Origin of the sequence: Bacillus sp. BF2-3 (assembly GCF_008368795.1) — a bacterium.
GTDB lineage: Bacteria > Bacillota > Bacilli > Bacillales > Bacillaceae_G > Bacillus_A > Bacillus_A cereus.
On sequence record NZ_QOSA01000002.1, the window covers coordinates 24,751 to 39,296 of the forward strand.

Below are 14,546 nucleotides of genomic sequence, written 5' to 3' on the forward strand. Positions count from 1 at the left end.
GTTGATTTCGTAATAATGATTTAAATGTCTAGATAAGGGGATGGAGTATGATTGAATTGGAAATTAGAGTGGAGCGTCTTCGGAAAGAACAAATAAGCGACATTGTAGCGCTATCTTCTTATATTGGTTGGGATTATAACAGAGAAGAAATTGAGACTATTTTTAACGCAGGGATTGTATACGGTGTTTGGAATGAGAAAGAGGAACTAATTGCTAGCGCAGCAATAATATTATATGGGGAGAAATTAGCATCTATCGGAATGGTGATTGTACATCCAGATTATAAGGGGAGAGGGATTGGAAAGATAATAACGGAAGCGTGCGTTAAAAGCGTATCAGCTCATACTCCAATTATGCTTATTGCTACGGATGAAGGGAAACCTTTATATGAAAAGTTAGGATTTAGGGCAGTAAGTTATGTTTCTAAATACATATGTAACTCATACAATGCGAAACATTATTGTGTAAGAAATGAAGATTATGTGATGAATTATGAAGAGGGTGATTTAGAAAAAATAATAAAAATAGATGAATATGCGTTTGGAACAAATAGAAAAGAGTTTTTAAAGAAAAGAATTATGCAAAGTGAACAGTGTATCGTTGTAAAGGACAAGGAACAAAATGTATTAGGTTACGGTTTAAGCATACAAACACCAGAAAATAAGATAATAGGGCCGGTTGTTGCTAAAAATGATGAGATGGCAATGAGAATTGTACATGATTTAGCAAAAGGGCATAATGGTAAATTAAGAATTGATGTACTAGAAGGAAAGAAAGATTTCATGAAAGTATTAGAGATTGCTGGTTTTAAAAAGGTGAATACACCACCAATTATGATGAAAAATAGCGGTCAATTATTAAAAAGGAATAATGAGTTATATAGCATTGCAGCACAAATTTTTGGGTGAAAAAGAATCCTTCTGAATGAAGGATTCTTTTTCGCTAATCACGATATTGATCATGAGTCGGCTGAAAGAGGTCTTCCTCGATATCTCTCACCATAGAAAAATGATCAACGTTATAATGACCGTGTAAAGTTTTATTGTGATGACCAATAATTTGCTCTGCAGACAATACGTTAGAATCAGTTGTTGAATGCCCGTTTTTAATTAATGTAACGTCAAATCCTTGTACAGTTGCTGTCCTAACGGCAGTGTCAATGCAATGTTCTGTTTTACATCCGCCTATAACAATATGATTAATGTTTTCTTCTTTTAAAAGTTCAAGTAAAGAAGTGCCGTAGAATGAATTGGTTGCTGCTTTATTAATAAAGATTGCAGACTGGGGTACTTGAATTTGATTATGTACTTCAAATCCTTCGCCACTACCAGAAGCAACATCGATATCTCTTACGAAAACAATAAGAGCATTTGAATCTATTGCTTTCTGCAGGGCTATATTTAGTGTAGATAATAGCTCGGTTTTACGAAAAACTTCATTTTCTTGCTCATTTCCATCAATTAATTCTTGCTGAGCGTCAATAATTAATAGTGCTTGTTTCATCGTGTCTCCCCTTTAATATGAAATAAGTTCCACTGTACATATTCCTTCAGATTGTTAGAAAGTCCTCCATTGTAAGAGAAGTAGAAGATTGATTTACAAAGTTGTCAAAGAAATTTCATTCTCATAGCGTGTAAAAACATGTATGATAGGAGATGGAGAATTTTTGAGTAGGTGGGAATAACATGCAAACAGTAGAAGATTATCTTTCATTCTTACATACGAAAGGATTTAAATTATCAGAGGAAGCACAAGGGTTTATTATGTTTGGACAAGGATATACTGGTGCGTCTGATGGGATTGTGAACGCAGCAATAGAAGCCACAATTAAACATCAATTGCAGTTTGATGGTAGTTATTTCGTTGCGTTATTAGAACGATTGAAAGAGGAAGAAATTACAGATAAAAAAAGCGCTAAGGCTTTTATGCGGAAGTTACAAGCGTAACTTCACGCAGCCTGCGCTTCTTTTTTTGTTTTGGAAGGTAATTCAACAAAAATCATGCCTAGAAAAATACATAGACATCCGATAATAGCAGAAATAGAAAGTTGTTCATTTGCAACGAGAACGCCTGTTAATGCAGCAAAAACGGGCTCCATTGCGAAAATAATTGCTACTCTCGTTGGAGAAGTGTGTTTTTGTGCCGATGTTTGAATGAAAAAAGCAATAGATGTTGCAAACAGGGCAGTTAGAAAGAGTGCGAATAAAAAGGATTGATTCGTCCATAGTGATACTGAAAATAAATTTTCCCAATCTTCAAACAAGAAAGCGCAAATAGAAGAAAATATACCAACAGCTAATACTTGAGATGTGCTTAATAATAAAGGTGATATTTTTTTAGAAAAGAAGCCGTTAATAAGAATATGGGCAGCGAAAGCGACTGCACAACCAAGAACAAGTATATCTCCTATATTTAATTGGAAAGAATCAGCAGCTGTTAATAAGTACAAACCTGTTGTAGCTACAGCAATACCAAGTACGATGAAAATGGTGGCTTTTTGTTTTAAAAAGATAAATGATAAGATTGGGACCATAACAATGCTTAGCCCAGTTAAGAAACCTGCTTTTGAAGAAGTTGTATAAAGTAAGCCAAATGTTTGTAATAAATAGCCGACAAATAAGAAGAACCCAACCATTAATCCAGCTAAACTACTATGTTTTAATTCTTGTTTTGAAGTTTTCTGTGAGAAAATAATTTGAACGAATAATAAAATAATTCCAGCGAATAAAAAGCGAATACCATTAAACGTAAATGGACCAACGAAAGACATAGCGTTTTGAACGACAACAAACGTAGCTCCCCAAATAAAAGAGACAAATAATAAAGCAAGAGGAGCAATCCACTCTTTTTTCACACTCATACCCCCGTTAATTTTGTAAGATAGCTTTTCTAGCTAATTCATCAGCTACTTTATTTTGACTACTTGGAATCCACTTAATAAAAAAGAGATCGAAGTTTTTTATGTACTGCAGTGCTTCATCTAAAAGAGGTGCAAATATTTTATTTTTTGCGTATTCCTTTTCAACAGCCCGCTCAACAAGCTGCGAATCTGTACGAAAAGAGACAGTGCTATAATTATGCTCGATGCAATATTTTAATGCTAAAAGTAAAGCGCGGTATTCTGCTTCATGATTGGACATTGTTCCAAGTGGTACTGATAATTGTACAGGTGGCTGAACGCCTTTAATAAACACTCCTGCACCAGAAGGACCAGGATTTCCTTTTGATGCACCATCAATATATACTTCAATCAAAATGAGAAACCTCCAAATTATAAGATGATCCCCTACTTAAATATTTTTTTGAAGTAGGGGATAGAGTAGTTATCCGATTGTGATGCTGTAACGACATGTAAATGTTTCATTCGCTTGTAAAGATTGAATTCCCTTTTTGTTCTTGAAATCTTTTGCTGGATTTACTTCATCAGCGATGCCATACCAAGGTTCAATACATAAGAAAGGTGCGTTATCCCCTGGTGTCCATACGCCAACAAATGGGAATCCATCAAATTCTACTTTTACAAATTTATTATGTTTATGAGAACGAATCGAAATTTCATTCGTATTCATATGTTCAAAAATAAGTGCATCATTTTTGAATAAATCATATGTAAGTGGCAATTCAGTCGTATTTTCAGCGATTAATTGCTTTTTGTTTGAAAGATAAGGTCCTTCTAATACGCTTGTTTCTAAGCGTTCCGAACCATTAAACGATAAGTGATAATCTGTAAATGATTCACCGTCCAATAAAGGGAAGTTGAATCCAGGATGTGCTCCGATTGAGAAGAACATCTCTTTTGAAGTAGGATTGTTTACTTCATATGTTATATGAACGCTTTGTCCATTTAGCTCATAAGAAACGAGTAATTCGAATTCGTATGGGTATTTTTTTAATGTTTCTTCATTACTAGTAACGATATAAGTGATTTTTGTTTCGCTTTGTTCTTTCACAGAGAAAGTAAGATCACGAGCGAAACCGTGTTGTGTTAATGAATATGGTTTACCGTCTACGTAGTATGTATTATCTACTAATCGGCCGACAATTGGGAACAAAATTGGTGCACGGCGTCCCCAATAAGTAGAATCACCTTGCCATAAATATTCTGTGTTGTCTTCTTTTAAGCGAACGCTCTGTAATTCTGCACCTTTGTCAGAAATGGAAACGATCACTTTTTCATTTTGAATTGTTGCTGTCATGAAGTGAAACCTCCTAAATCTTTCATATGTTTCATTATACGTTGTCTAAAAGGAAAAAGGTAGTTTATGATAGGAATCTATTGACGAAAGAGGGGCTACCACGTAAAATATAATCTTGTTGCTTAAAAAACGAATAACGTGGTTCGAAACCATCCCACGTAAAAAAACTAAGGAGATTTTGTCATGAATATTAGAACTTTAGTCGGTAATGGTATTTTAGCGGCATTATATATTGCTGTTTCTATGCTTATTCAGCCATTTGGCTTTACGAATGTACAATTTCGTATTTCAGAGATGTTTAATCATCTCGTTGTATTTAACAAGAAAGCAATTTACGGAATTGTATTAGGTGTATTTTTAACGAATCTCTTTTTCTCACCTATGATCGCTTACGATTTAGTATTTGGAGTAGGGCAATCTATTCTTGCGTTAGTTGCAACGATTATTTCTATGCGATTTATTAAAGGTGTTTGGGCTCGTATGATTTTTAATACAGTTATCTTTACAATTACAATGTTTATGATTGCAATTGAACTTCATCTTGCATTGGGTTTACCATTTATGTTGTCTTGGTTAACTTGTGCAATTGGTGAATTTGTTGTCATGGCGATCGGTATGCCTGTAATGTACTGGATTAATAAGCGAGTACAATTTGAAAGATTTATGTAATAGATGAAAGAGCTATTCCTATAGGGATAGCTCTTTTTGTATGTAATCATATTGAATATAATGCTGTGACTCTAGATAAAATATAATAAAATAAAGTGAGGCTTCAATTAGCCGGATATATATAAGAAGTCTTACATAAGGGGAATGTAGTATGAAATATAAAATTCATTGGTTGTATAAAACGAAGCGTGGATTGCAGACGGAATTAACAACAGAGTATATGAACATAGAAGAAGTACTTCAATTTGCAGAGGATTTTGAGAAAACAGGAAGAGCTAAGGAACTTTTATTTTACGATGAAATGGACGCAGAATGGTCATTAAAAGAGATGAAAAAGTTAAGTAAGCAAGTAGAGGAAGAGCCCCAAGAAATACTCGTTTATTTTGATGGGGGGTATGATGTGCAAACGAAAGAAGCTGGCGTTGGTATATGTGTGTATTATAAAAAAGGAAATACAAACTACCGCATTCGCCGCAATGCATATATAGAAGGTATATATGATAATAATGAAGCGGAATATGCATCATTATTATACGGTATGAATATACTCGAGGAACTAGGGATTAAGTATGAAGCAGTTACACTTCGCGGAGACTCACAAGTGGTACTGCAGCAATTAGCCGGAGAATGGCCTTGTTATGATGAACATTTAAATCATTATTTAGACCAAATTGAGCAAAAGGCGAAGCAAATGAAATTAAAACTTATATGTGAGCCGATATCTAGAAAACAAAATAAAGAAGCACATCAATTAGCTACGCAAGCATTAGAAGGAACAAGTATTGATAGTCATAAAGAAATAACCGAATAGAGAGGTGCAAAGGTGGATAAAAAGCAACTCATTACAGAGGTAAATGACTTATTAGAAACGTATTGTGAAGGATGTTTTTTGCGAGAACATAATCGAAAGACAAATAGTAAGTATTACGCTCATTCATTTTGTATAAGGCAATGTACAGTGGGAGAAACATTGAAAAAGTATGGGGAACAGTTGTCATGAAAAAACATCCAGAGAAAATTCTCTGGATGTTTTTTAGTGTCTTGCTTCGTTTAGTTGATGCTCACATTTATTTAATTTTTTTTCCTCATTCATTAAAAATGGCTCATCTAAATCAGTTGCAACAGATTTCATAATTTCAAGCTGAGAGCGAGCTGCTTCTACAGCAGTAGTAGCATGTTCTAATGTATCTGGATCCATTGAAATTGTTGCTGATCCTACCATTTTTTGTGCTGTTTCTACACGGAATTTCACTTCTTCAAAATCATTTACTTCTGATCCCATTAATAATTCCTCCTTTGTATAGTGCGCATTTCACATAGTTTTTGCTCTGTAAAACGGAAATATACAAAGGAATAACAAAGGAGGTTACCAAGTAAGGTAACCTCCTGTTATATGTTGGATTAAAGTTTTACTACGTTAGCAGCTTGAGGTCCGCGGTTACCTTCAGTAATGTCGAAAGATACTTCTTGACCTTCTTCTAAAGCTTTGTAGCCGTCGCCTTGAATAGCAGAGAAATGTACGAATACATCGTCAGCGCCTTCCATTTCGATAAATCCAAAACCTTTTTCGTTGTTAAACCATTTTACTTTTCCTTGCATGTTACAATTCCTCCTAAAAGCGTTTACTATTTTCATTTAGTGAAATTCATTTTAAAAAAATAATATAAACTAAAAATGCTATATTCTTGAATATTCTGCTAAATGATTAATTTAAATATACACGAATTGGGAGAATTTAGTCAAGTAAGCGATTTTATTTTTTTGTATTTTTAAATAATTTTTCAGTCAAATTTTTAAATAGGTATAGGACAGGCTGAGTATATAATATTCTTAATTGAATGCTATACATAATGAGGTGAAAGAATGAATAAGTCTTACTTATTAGATAATGAAGGAATGAGAACGAGAACCGACATACCGGATTGGGTTGCAAAAGAATTTGAGATTTTTTCAAATGTTGTGTTAGAACCAACTTTTCCATGTTATTTCGGTTTAACAGCTTTGAAAAAGAATGAACTTCGTTATTCATTTCTTTCTCATAATGATTGGAGTCATTTGCCACATACAATGTTATCTTTTTTAGAGTTAATGAAAGAGAGGCCGATTGTAAGAAGGGGCTTTTTCCTTTTTGTAGAACCGGAATGTGAAGAACAGCCACTCGAATATTACCGTGATTCCTTTTGGAAAGTGTTACAGTATTTACATGAAAACGATAATCAAGCATGGCCAAAGCAAATTCCTGAAGATCCAGACCATTATTTATGGGAATTTTCATTTGGTGGTGAGCCAATATTCGCATTTGGAAATGCGCCAGCTTATAAACAACGAAAAACTAGACATTTAGGGAATTCTCTCGTTATTGGGTTTCAGCCACGCACTATTTTTGATGGATTAGAGGGAGATCGTCCTAAAGGAGCATATTCAAGACAAATGGTTCGTGAGCGAGTTGAAAAGTGGGATCAATTGCCGAAACATCCTAACATTAGTCATTATGGTGACCCAGAGCATCGTGAATGGAAACAATATTTCATAGGAGACGATGTAGAGCCAATAAAAGGGAAATGTCCTTTTCTTCATAGGATAGAAAAGTAAGAGCCATCACCTAGATGGCTCTTTTGTATATTTTGGATAAAAAAGGGTATTTTATTATGAAAGCTAGTCTATTTTTTCAAATTACATCATTAACTAGTAGTAAAGAGAGTAGAAAGGATAGAGCGATGTTTGGAGCAATTATACAGCAAATCGTATTAGGTATATCATTAGCTGCGCCAGTAGGGCCGATTAATATTGAAATGTTAAAACGAGGAATTGAACGTGGGTTTTGGCACGCTTGGGTTGTTGGAATTGGTGGAATGACTGCAGATGTTTTATTTATGCTTCTCATTTATTTCGGTTTATCTTCTGTGTTTATGTATACATATGTACAAGCCTTCATGTATTGTACGGGTTTTTTCTTGTTATTTTATTTAGGATTTCAAAGTGTAAAACAAGGAATTTTCGACTCGAATATGGAATATAAAAAAGAAGAGGTAGGTGGCCTTAAGCAATCGTTTATGGCAGGATTTTTAATTGCGATATCCAATCCATTAAATCTTGTTTTTTGGTTTGGTATATACGGAAGTACACTTAGCTCATTACTTACGAAGGTAACGAAACAAGAAGCTTTTTTGTACAGTCTTTGCATTATTGTTGGTATTATTTTATGGAATTTAAATATTGCTTTTTCTGTACATTTTGGAAGAACTTTATTAAAACCAAAAGCGCTTGGCTACATAACAGCCGGAGCAGGTATTATTTTAGTAGGTTACTCTATACATTTTGCATACAAAGCTTTACAGTTGTTCACATAAGATTGAAGGGGAGATTTTTATGTATCGAACCACTATTGACGGAAAAGAAATTATAATTACGTTAGCGCCAAAAATCCGAAAAGAAATTACTGATAGAAATCCACTATATGAAGCGGTATTTCATAATGCTGCAAGATTGTTACAAACAAAGCAACCGACGTTTGCAGTAAATCATGAAATATTTGGGCTCATTATTGGAGAAGTGCAAAGAGGAGAAGTAACAGTGTTTGCAGTGGAACATATTATTCCGAAGCAAAATATATTTGGACCAAACAATTTTTTCTCGACAATAGAACAGCAGGCAAATTTGTAAAGTGAATAGAATAAGAATAGAAAAGAAATAGTCGTAACGATATGTTGCGGCTGTTTTTTTGGAAAAGGGGGAAACAAGATGAAGAAAGTGGGAAAAGAGTTCTTTTTACAACATGATATCGTTATTATGTATAGCATTCTATTTGTTTTCATTATTATTTTAAAAATGCAATTTTTTACGTGGTTTGGCATGTTAGCATGTATGTTTGGGATTGTTTTCTATACACTTAATGAATATATGACACATCGTTTTTTATTCCATATAAAGCCACCTAAAAACACATTTCTATTAAAAATGTTAAGAAGGTTGCATTATGATCACCACGTATATCCAGATGATTTAAAACTTTTGTTTTTACCTGTATGGTTTAGTATACCTAGTTTTACTATTTATTTGCTTATAGCATATGGTATTACAAAAAGTGTTACTATTACACTTTCATTTGGAATCGGAATGATTATCATGCTGCTCGTTTACGAATGGAAACATTATATTGCCCATAGACCGATTCGTCCCGTCACTAAGTTTGGAAGATGGCTAAAAAAACAACATATATTACACCATTATAAAAACGAAAAGTTTTGGTTCGGTGTTTCAAATCCAGTATTCGATTTTATATTTGGAACACTTAAAGATGGAAAAGATGTTGAGTTAAGCGAAACAGCTCGTAATTTAGAAAAGGAAAAAAAGACAAAAGTAGTGCGTTAAGCACTGCTTTTGTCTTAATGAGGAAAAAATAAGTAAGGTGTCACTTTATTTTGAAAAAGTATATTAAAAATTTAGGAGAAATTGCCGAAAAATGTCTATCGAAAAATCTTTGCATGAATGCATGGATTGTCTAAAATAAGTATAAGTTTCTGAATATTTATAAAATTTAGTCTTTAGGTATACAAGGAGGAATTGTATTTCAAGTAAGAGAGGGGATCGGTTAATGAAACGAGATGATACGTCAGCACGTAAGTTGCAAAATGAGGTGAATTATACAGAGGTCGTTCAGTCGGAAGAATTTCAATTGTTATTAAATACGAAAAAGAAGTTTATCGTTCCAATGAGTATTTTCTTTTTTAGTTTTTTTATTGCACTGCCTATTTTAACGTCGTATTCAAAGGTGCTTAATACACCTGCATTTGGTGACGTTACATGGGCGTGGGTATTTGCTTTTTCCCAATTTATCATGACATGGGCACTATGTATGATTTATAGCAAAAAAGCAGAATCATTTGATGAAATCTCCCAAAAAATTCTGCAAGATATGCAAAAAAGGAGGGGCTGAACTTGAATACTACTGCATTTGCACTATTTTTAATTATTGTTCTTGGTACGCTCGTCATAACATATTTTGCATCGAAAAAAACGAAAAATGCGAGTGAATTTTATACGGCTGGAGGGGGATTAACTGGTTGGCAAAATGGTCTGGCCATCGCTGGAGATTACATGTCTGCTGCTTCATTTCTTGGTATAGCCGGAGCAATCGCATTAACTGGGTTTGATGGATTCTTTTATAGTATCGGTTTTTTAGTTGCTTATTTAGTTGTACTATATCTTGTTGCAGAACCGCTTAGAAATCTAGGAAAGTACACTTTGGCGGATATGATTGCAGCACGCTTTGATGCGAAAAAAGTTCGCGGAGTTGCAGCTCTTAATACGATGACGATTTCTATCTTTTATATGATTGCACAATTAGTTGGCGCGGGTGCACTTATTAAATTATTATTAGGGATTGAATATACGACATCTGTATTAATCGTTGGAACACTTATGACGGTGTATGTTATTTTTGGAGGTATGACAGCAACGAGCTGGGTACAAATCGTAAAGGCTGTATTGCTTATGGCTGGTACGTTTATTATTTCTGTTATCGTTTTCGCAAAATTCAACTTCAGCGTGACTGAAATGTTCGCTCAAATGAAAACAGCTACACCTTTAAAAGATTCATTTTTAAATCCAGGTGTAAAGTATAAGGATGGTCTTGATACACTTTCTTTAAATTTAGGACTAGTACTTGGTACAGCTGGATTACCGCATATACTTGTCCGATTTTTTACAGTACGTGATGCAAAAACTGCACGTCAATCTGTCGTATATGCGACGTGGTTAATTGGTGCATTTTATATTATGACGATTTTCTTAGGATTTGGTGCGGCAGCGTTTGTAGGAAATGAAGCGATTATTAAAGCAAACCCAGCTGGTAATATGGCGGCACCTTTATTAGCCAAAGCGTTAGGTGGAGACTTCTTATTTGCTTTCGTATCAGCAATTGCTTTTGCAACGATTTTGGCTGTAGTGGCAGGTCTTGTATTAACAGCAGCATCAGCATTCGCTCATGATTTTTATAATGAAATCATTCGTAAAGGAAAATCAACGGAAAAAGAGCAAGTATCCATGGCTCGTTATGCATCTATTGGAGTAGCGATACTATCTATCATACTTGCATTATTTGCCCAAACATTAAACGTAGCATTTTTAGTATCATTAGCATTTGCAGTTGCAGCGAGTGCAAATCTACCAGTAATTTTATTTACAATATATTGGAAGCGTTTTAATACAACGGGTGCTATTTCGGGTATGATTGTAGGTCTCGTATCAGCAATTGTTCTCGTAGCGTTGAGTCCGAATGTTTGGAACCCTGTAGCTGGAAAAGCTATTTTTGTTGGGGAAGCGTTATTCCCATATACGACACCAGGAATTATTTCAATTCCACTCGGATTTCTTGCAGCATATTTAGGAACGGTTTTATCTAGTAAGAAAGAAGATGAAGCGAAATTTGATGAAATTCTAGTGAAATCTAATACTGGTCATGGCATTAGCGATGCGTCTTCACATTAAATAAAAGAGGAGCTTTTCGATAGATAAGAAAAGCTCTTTTTTCTTTTGTCATTTTCTTGTAAATATTACTGATTTGTAAGTAGGATTTGTCTTAATTTTGTGGAATGAAAATAGCAGGGAGAAATTTAAGTCATCATGGCACCAGCGCAGCTTTTGTGAAAAATAAGTTGTTATGGAAGGTGGAAGTAATGATGAAAACGAAGCAAACTGATAAATTATTAGCAAAAGATGAGCAATATGTTTGGCACGGAATGCGCCCCTTTAGTCCAAATAGTACAATGGTAGGGGCAAAAGCTGAAGGGTGCTGGGTTGAAGATATACAAGGAAAAAGATATTTAGATGGTATGAGTGGCCTTTGGTGTGTCAATAGTGGATATGGAAGAAAAGAGCTCGCAGAAGCGGCTTATAAGCAATTACAAACATTATCATACTTTCCAATGTCACAATCCCATGAGCCAGCTATAAAGCTTGCTGAAAAGTTAAATGAGTGGCTTGGGGGAGAGTATGTTATTTTCTTCTCAAATAGTGGTTCAGAAGCGAACGAAACAGCTTTTAAAATAGCAAGACAATACTATGCTCAAAAAGGTGAACCACATCGTTATAAATTTATGTCACGTTACCGTGGGTATCACGGGAATACAATGGCGACAATGGCAGCGACGGGACAAGCGCAGCGTAGATATCAATATGAGCCGTTTGCTTCAGGTTTTTTACATGTAACACCACCGGATTGTTACCGTATGCCTGAAATTGAAGGGCAGCATATTTATGATGTAGAATGTGTGAAAGAAGTCGATCGTGTTATGACGTGGGAATTAAGTGAAACAATTGCTGCGTTTATTATGGAACCTATTATTACAGGCGGGGGCATATTAATGCCACCACAAGACTATATGAAAGCTGTTCATGAGACGTGTCAAAAACACGGTGCCTTGCTTATTAGTGATGAAGTGATTTGCGGTTTTGGACGTACAGGAAAAGCATTCGGATTTATGAATTATGATGTGAAGCCAGATATTATTACAATGGCAAAAGGTATTACGAGCGCATATTTACCATTATCTGCAACAGCTGTGAAAAAAGAAATATATGAGGCTTTTAAAGGTAAAGGAGAATATGAATTTTTCCGCCACATTAATACATTTGGTGGAAATCCAGCAGCTTGTGCATTAGCACTTAAAAATTTAGAGATTATGGAAAATGAAAATTTAATTGAGCGATCTGCACAAATGGGTTCCCTTTTATTAGAGCAACTAAAAGATGAAATTGGGGAACATCCACTTGTTGGGAATATTAGAGGAAAAGGTCTATTAGTTGGGATTGAATTAGTAAATGATAAAGAGACGAAAGAGCCAATTGATAACGACAAAATTGCAAGTGTTGTAAATGCTTGTAAAGAAAAGGGCTTAATTATAGGACGAAACGGTATGACAACAGCAGGATATAATAACGTTTTAACATTAGCGCCGCCTCTTGTTATTTCAAGTGAAGAGATTGCTTTCGTTGTTGGAACGTTGAAGACAGCGATGGAGCGTATTTAATAAATAGAGAGAGGAGCGAGCTGTAATATAAGGCTCGCTCTTGTTTAGTAGGAGGGGACTTTTAATGGAGAAATATGATCCTAACAAACATTATCACATCGGATATTATGAAGACGGATATGATTTAGAAGTGACGGCGTACAAAAGAATAAATGAACCAGTTTGGGATGCTTATATTCCGCACTATGAGGCAGACGATTTTTATAAGAAAGTGGAGGGAATGAAGCTAGGTAAATATATAGATGATTATGGCATTATGGTGTATTCATTTGGGAATGATATTGATGATGATGAAGCACGAATTATTTTTGAAAAATGGTTAAAAAAGAACGGGATTGTTTAAAGATAAAACAAAAAGGAGATTGCTATCTTATAAAATAGCAATCTCCTTTTATTATAGTAAATTTATTTACTTGCTTTCATTGCTTTATCTTTTGCACCAAAAGTGTATTTTAACATTGGTGGTGTAATCATTGTAGTTAAAATAACGACAATAACGATTGCTGTAAAGTAATCTTGTGCCAATAGACCTGAAGAAAGTCCTGTTCCTGCGATGATAAGTGCAACTTCACCACGAGAAACCATTCCAGCACCGATAATTGCAGAAGACTTAGCGTCAAATCCAGTCATTCGAGCACCGAATCCACAGCCGATTAATTTCGTTAATACAGCGATAACAGTTAATGCTAAGATGAACCAAATTTGATTGCCGATACCGTCAAATGTAATATTCATACCGATACTAACGAAGAATACTGGAACGAACATAGCGTAAGCAATTGGTTCTACTTTCTTTTCTACTTCATGTTTGTAGTTTGTTTGAGAAATTGCAATACCAGCAGCGAAAGCACCGATAATACCAGCAATTCCTAATAATTCGCCGAAATATGCGAATGAGAAACAGATGATAAGAGCCGCGCTCACGATAGACTCAGATACGCGCAGTGGTGATAACCAGCGCATAATCGCAGGAACACCTTTCCATCCGATTAAAATAATAGAAGCGAAGAATACTACTTTCTTCAAGATAACCATTGTTAAGTTAACATCATCAGTACCTAAGAAGCTCATTGCAAATGCTAATAAAATAACGACAAGAATGTCATCAAATACAGCTGCGCCTAGCATAGTTGTACTTTCACGTGTTTTCATCTTTCCTAAATCGCGAAGTGTTTGAACGGAAATACTAACACTTGTCGCACATAGAAGTAATCCTAAGAATACAGCGTTTCCTTGTTCCATTCCCATAACAAGGCCGGAAACGTAACCACCTACGAATGGAAGAATGATACCTCCGAGTGCAACTGCTAAAGAAGAATTACGATTTGCGTTTAATTCTTCTAAGTCTGTTTCAAGTCCAGCCATAAACATTAAGAGAATAACCCCGACATTACTTAATTGAGTTAGAAGCTCTGAATTTTCAATCCAACCTAATACAGCTGGACCGATAACGATACCGACAATTAATTTACCTAGTACAGAAGGTTGACCTAATCTAACACTAAGATCACCAGCAAGCTTTGTACTTAATAAAATAAGTGCAATTTGAAAGAAAAATTCGAATTCCATCTGATCCTCTCCTCGTCATTTTTAATTTTATCATACGATTTCTCGGAATTTGCCTAATGAAAATATGTAAAACCCATTAAAC

20 protein-coding genes and 1 riboswitch are annotated in these 14,546 nt (G+C 34.8%); of the genes, 13 read left to right on the top strand and 7 right to left on the bottom strand.

All coding sequences use genetic code 11. The features are described from left to right. Positions 1–47: 47 nt before the first annotated feature. Entirely contained in the window at positions 48–908 is an 861-nt protein-coding gene (locus DN401_RS02220) for a GNAT family N-acetyltransferase (protein ID WP_000571023.1), read from the top strand. Between the two features lie 34 nt (positions 909–942). Here the strand turns inward: DN401_RS02220 and DN401_RS02225 are convergent, their stop codons facing one another. Beyond that, positions 943–1,503 carry a cysteine hydrolase family protein gene (locus DN401_RS02225; protein ID WP_000806320.1) on the bottom strand — a complete coding sequence of 187 codons (561 nt, stop codon included), beginning with the start codon at positions 1,501–1,503 and terminating at the stop codon, positions 943–945. A 182-nt stretch (positions 1,504–1,685) separates the two neighbouring features. Between DN401_RS02225 and DN401_RS02230 the strand changes: the two genes are divergently transcribed. Then, complete coding sequence (locus DN401_RS02230; RefSeq protein WP_001195212.1) at positions 1,686–1,946, top strand: DUF6123 family protein; 261 nt, start codon at positions 1,686–1,688, stop codon at positions 1,944–1,946. A gap of 2 nt (positions 1,947–1,948) precedes the next feature. On the opposite strand, the gene DN401_RS02235 is transcribed toward DN401_RS02230, so the two are convergent. The 3 genes from DN401_RS02235 to DN401_RS02245 form a co-directional block, all read right to left on the bottom strand. Then, entirely contained in the window at positions 1,949–2,854 is a 906-nt protein-coding gene (locus DN401_RS02235) for a DMT family transporter (RefSeq protein WP_149287489.1), read from the bottom strand. Between the two features lie 13 nt (positions 2,855–2,867). Continuing rightward, the gene (locus tag DN401_RS02240) at positions 2,868–3,254 is read right to left on the bottom strand and encodes a reverse transcriptase-like protein (RefSeq protein ID WP_000573880.1); all 387 of its coding nucleotides are present in this window, start codon (positions 3,252–3,254) and stop codon (positions 2,868–2,870) included. Between the two features lie 69 nt (positions 3,255–3,323). Next, positions 3,324–4,196, bottom strand: a complete 873-nt coding sequence (locus tag DN401_RS02245) for an aldose 1-epimerase family protein (protein ID WP_000127417.1) — start codon at positions 4,194–4,196, stop codon at positions 3,324–3,326. 132 nt (positions 4,197–4,328) lie between these two features. After that, positions 4,329–4,373: riboswitch (PreQ1 riboswitch) on the top strand. A gap of 6 nt (positions 4,374–4,379) precedes the next feature. Here DN401_RS02245 and DN401_RS02250 point away from each other — a divergent pair. The 3 genes from DN401_RS02250 to DN401_RS02260 all read left to right on the top strand — a co-directional run bounded on the left by DN401_RS02250 (position 4,380) and on the right by DN401_RS02260 (position 5,865). Next, positions 4,380–4,865 carry a QueT transporter family protein gene (locus tag DN401_RS02250; RefSeq protein WP_001026474.1) on the top strand — a complete coding sequence of 162 codons (486 nt, stop codon included), beginning with the start codon at positions 4,380–4,382 and terminating at the stop codon, positions 4,863–4,865. A 151-nt stretch (positions 4,866–5,016) separates the two neighbouring features. Then, positions 5,017–5,676 carry a ribonuclease H family protein gene (locus DN401_RS02255; RefSeq protein ID WP_000875547.1) on the top strand — a complete coding sequence of 220 codons (660 nt, stop codon included), beginning with the start codon at positions 5,017–5,019 and terminating at the stop codon, positions 5,674–5,676. A 12-nt stretch (positions 5,677–5,688) separates the two neighbouring features. After that, positions 5,689–5,865 carry a zinc-finger domain-containing protein gene (locus DN401_RS02260; RefSeq protein ID WP_000358801.1) on the top strand — a complete coding sequence of 59 codons (177 nt, stop codon included), beginning with the start codon at positions 5,689–5,691 and terminating at the stop codon, positions 5,863–5,865. Between the two features lie 33 nt (positions 5,866–5,898). On the opposite strand, the gene DN401_RS02265 is transcribed toward DN401_RS02260, so the two are convergent. Next, positions 5,899–6,147, bottom strand: a complete 249-nt coding sequence (locus DN401_RS02265) for a DUF2564 family protein (RefSeq protein WP_000534392.1) — start codon at positions 6,145–6,147, stop codon at positions 5,899–5,901. A gap of 119 nt (positions 6,148–6,266) precedes the next feature. Next, complete coding sequence (cspB, locus tag DN401_RS02270; RefSeq protein WP_001161731.1) at positions 6,267–6,464, bottom strand: cold shock-like protein CspB; 198 nt, start codon at positions 6,462–6,464, stop codon at positions 6,267–6,269. 264 nt (positions 6,465–6,728) lie between these two features. Between cspB and DN401_RS02275 the strand changes: the two genes are divergently transcribed. From DN401_RS02275 to DN401_RS02310, 8 genes are all read left to right on the top strand, one after another. After that, positions 6,729–7,457 (top strand): YqcI/YcgG family protein, encoded by a 729-nt coding sequence (locus DN401_RS02275; protein ID WP_001043767.1) that lies wholly within the window; start codon positions 6,729–6,731, stop codon positions 7,455–7,457. Between the two features lie 14 nt (positions 7,458–7,471). Beyond that, a complete protein-coding gene (locus DN401_RS02280) occupies positions 7,472–8,215 on the top strand; it encodes a LysE family transporter (protein WP_001196841.1) in 744 nt (247 codons plus the stop codon). 19 nt (positions 8,216–8,234) lie between these two features. Next, positions 8,235–8,528 carry a hypothetical protein gene (locus tag DN401_RS02285; RefSeq protein WP_000286361.1) on the top strand — a complete coding sequence of 98 codons (294 nt, stop codon included), beginning with the start codon at positions 8,235–8,237 and terminating at the stop codon, positions 8,526–8,528. Positions 8,529–8,606: 78 nt separating this feature from the next. Then, positions 8,607–9,236 (top strand): sterol desaturase family protein, encoded by a 630-nt coding sequence (locus DN401_RS02290; protein ID WP_000755401.1) that lies wholly within the window; start codon positions 8,607–8,609, stop codon positions 9,234–9,236. A gap of 223 nt (positions 9,237–9,459) precedes the next feature. Then, positions 9,460–9,801: a DUF485 domain-containing protein gene (locus DN401_RS02295; RefSeq protein ID WP_048565245.1), complete on the top strand. Its 342-nt coding sequence runs from the start codon at positions 9,460–9,462 to the stop codon at positions 9,799–9,801. Positions 9,802–9,803: 2 nt separating this feature from the next. Next, a complete protein-coding gene (locus tag DN401_RS02300) occupies positions 9,804–11,354 on the top strand; it encodes a solute symporter family protein (RefSeq protein WP_001098240.1) in 1,551 nt (516 codons plus the stop codon). A 191-nt stretch (positions 11,355–11,545) separates the two neighbouring features. Further along, on the top strand, positions 11,546–12,895 hold the full coding sequence (locus DN401_RS02305; RefSeq protein ID WP_141551310.1) for an aspartate aminotransferase family protein: 1,350 nt from the start codon (positions 11,546–11,548) through the stop codon (positions 12,893–12,895). 64 nt (positions 12,896–12,959) lie between these two features. Next, positions 12,960–13,238, top strand: a complete 279-nt coding sequence (locus DN401_RS02310) for a DUF3986 family protein (RefSeq protein WP_000417068.1) — start codon at positions 12,960–12,962, stop codon at positions 13,236–13,238. A gap of 62 nt (positions 13,239–13,300) precedes the next feature. Here the strand turns inward: DN401_RS02310 and DN401_RS02315 are convergent, their stop codons facing one another. After that, on the bottom strand, positions 13,301–14,464 hold the full coding sequence (locus DN401_RS02315; RefSeq protein WP_000393901.1) for a cation:proton antiporter: 1,164 nt from the start codon (positions 14,462–14,464) through the stop codon (positions 13,301–13,303). Between the last annotated feature and the right edge of the window lie 82 nt (positions 14,465–14,546).

Bases quoted from the DNA above. Each gene is read 5' to 3' on its own strand.
- DN401_RS02280 (WP_001196841.1), top strand. From the start codon at position 7,472: ATGGCTCTTTTGTATATTTTGGATAAAAAAGGGTATTTTATTATGAAA.
- DN401_RS02305 (WP_141551310.1), top strand. From the start codon at position 11,546: ATGAAAACGAAGCAAACTGATAAATTATTAGCAAAAGATGAGCAATAT.
- DN401_RS02275 (WP_001043767.1), top strand. From the start codon at position 6,729: ATGAATAAGTCTTACTTATTAGATAATGAAGGAATGAGAACGAGAACC.
- DN401_RS02250 (WP_001026474.1), top strand. From the start codon at position 4,380: ATGAATATTAGAACTTTAGTCGGTAATGGTATTTTAGCGGCATTATAT.
- DN401_RS02310 (WP_000417068.1), top strand. From the start codon at position 12,960: ATGGAGAAATATGATCCTAACAAACATTATCACATCGGATATTATGAA.
- DN401_RS02225 (WP_000806320.1), bottom strand. From the start codon at position 1,503: ATGAAACAAGCACTATTAATTATTGACGCTCAGCAAGAATTAATTGAT.
- DN401_RS02290 (WP_000755401.1), top strand. From the start codon at position 8,607: ATGAAGAAAGTGGGAAAAGAGTTCTTTTTACAACATGATATCGTTATT.
- cspB (WP_001161731.1), bottom strand. From the start codon at position 6,464: ATGCAAGGAAAAGTAAAATGGTTTAACAACGAAAAAGGTTTTGGATTT.
- DN401_RS02245 (WP_000127417.1), bottom strand. From the start codon at position 4,196: ATGACAGCAACAATTCAAAATGAAAAAGTGATCGTTTCCATTTCTGAC.
- DN401_RS02285 (WP_000286361.1), top strand. From the start codon at position 8,235: ATGTATCGAACCACTATTGACGGAAAAGAAATTATAATTACGTTAGCG.
- DN401_RS02315 (WP_000393901.1), bottom strand. From the start codon at position 14,464: ATGGAATTCGAATTTTTCTTTCAAATTGCACTTATTTTATTAAGTACA.
- DN401_RS02295 (WP_048565245.1), top strand. From the start codon at position 9,460: ATGAAACGAGATGATACGTCAGCACGTAAGTTGCAAAATGAGGTGAAT.
- DN401_RS02220 (WP_000571023.1), top strand. From the start codon at position 48: ATGATTGAATTGGAAATTAGAGTGGAGCGTCTTCGGAAAGAACAAATA.
- DN401_RS02265 (WP_000534392.1), bottom strand. From the start codon at position 6,147: ATGGGATCAGAAGTAAATGATTTTGAAGAAGTGAAATTCCGTGTAGAA.
- DN401_RS02230 (WP_001195212.1), top strand. From the start codon at position 1,686: ATGCAAACAGTAGAAGATTATCTTTCATTCTTACATACGAAAGGATTT.
- DN401_RS02255 (WP_000875547.1), top strand. From the start codon at position 5,017: ATGAAATATAAAATTCATTGGTTGTATAAAACGAAGCGTGGATTGCAG.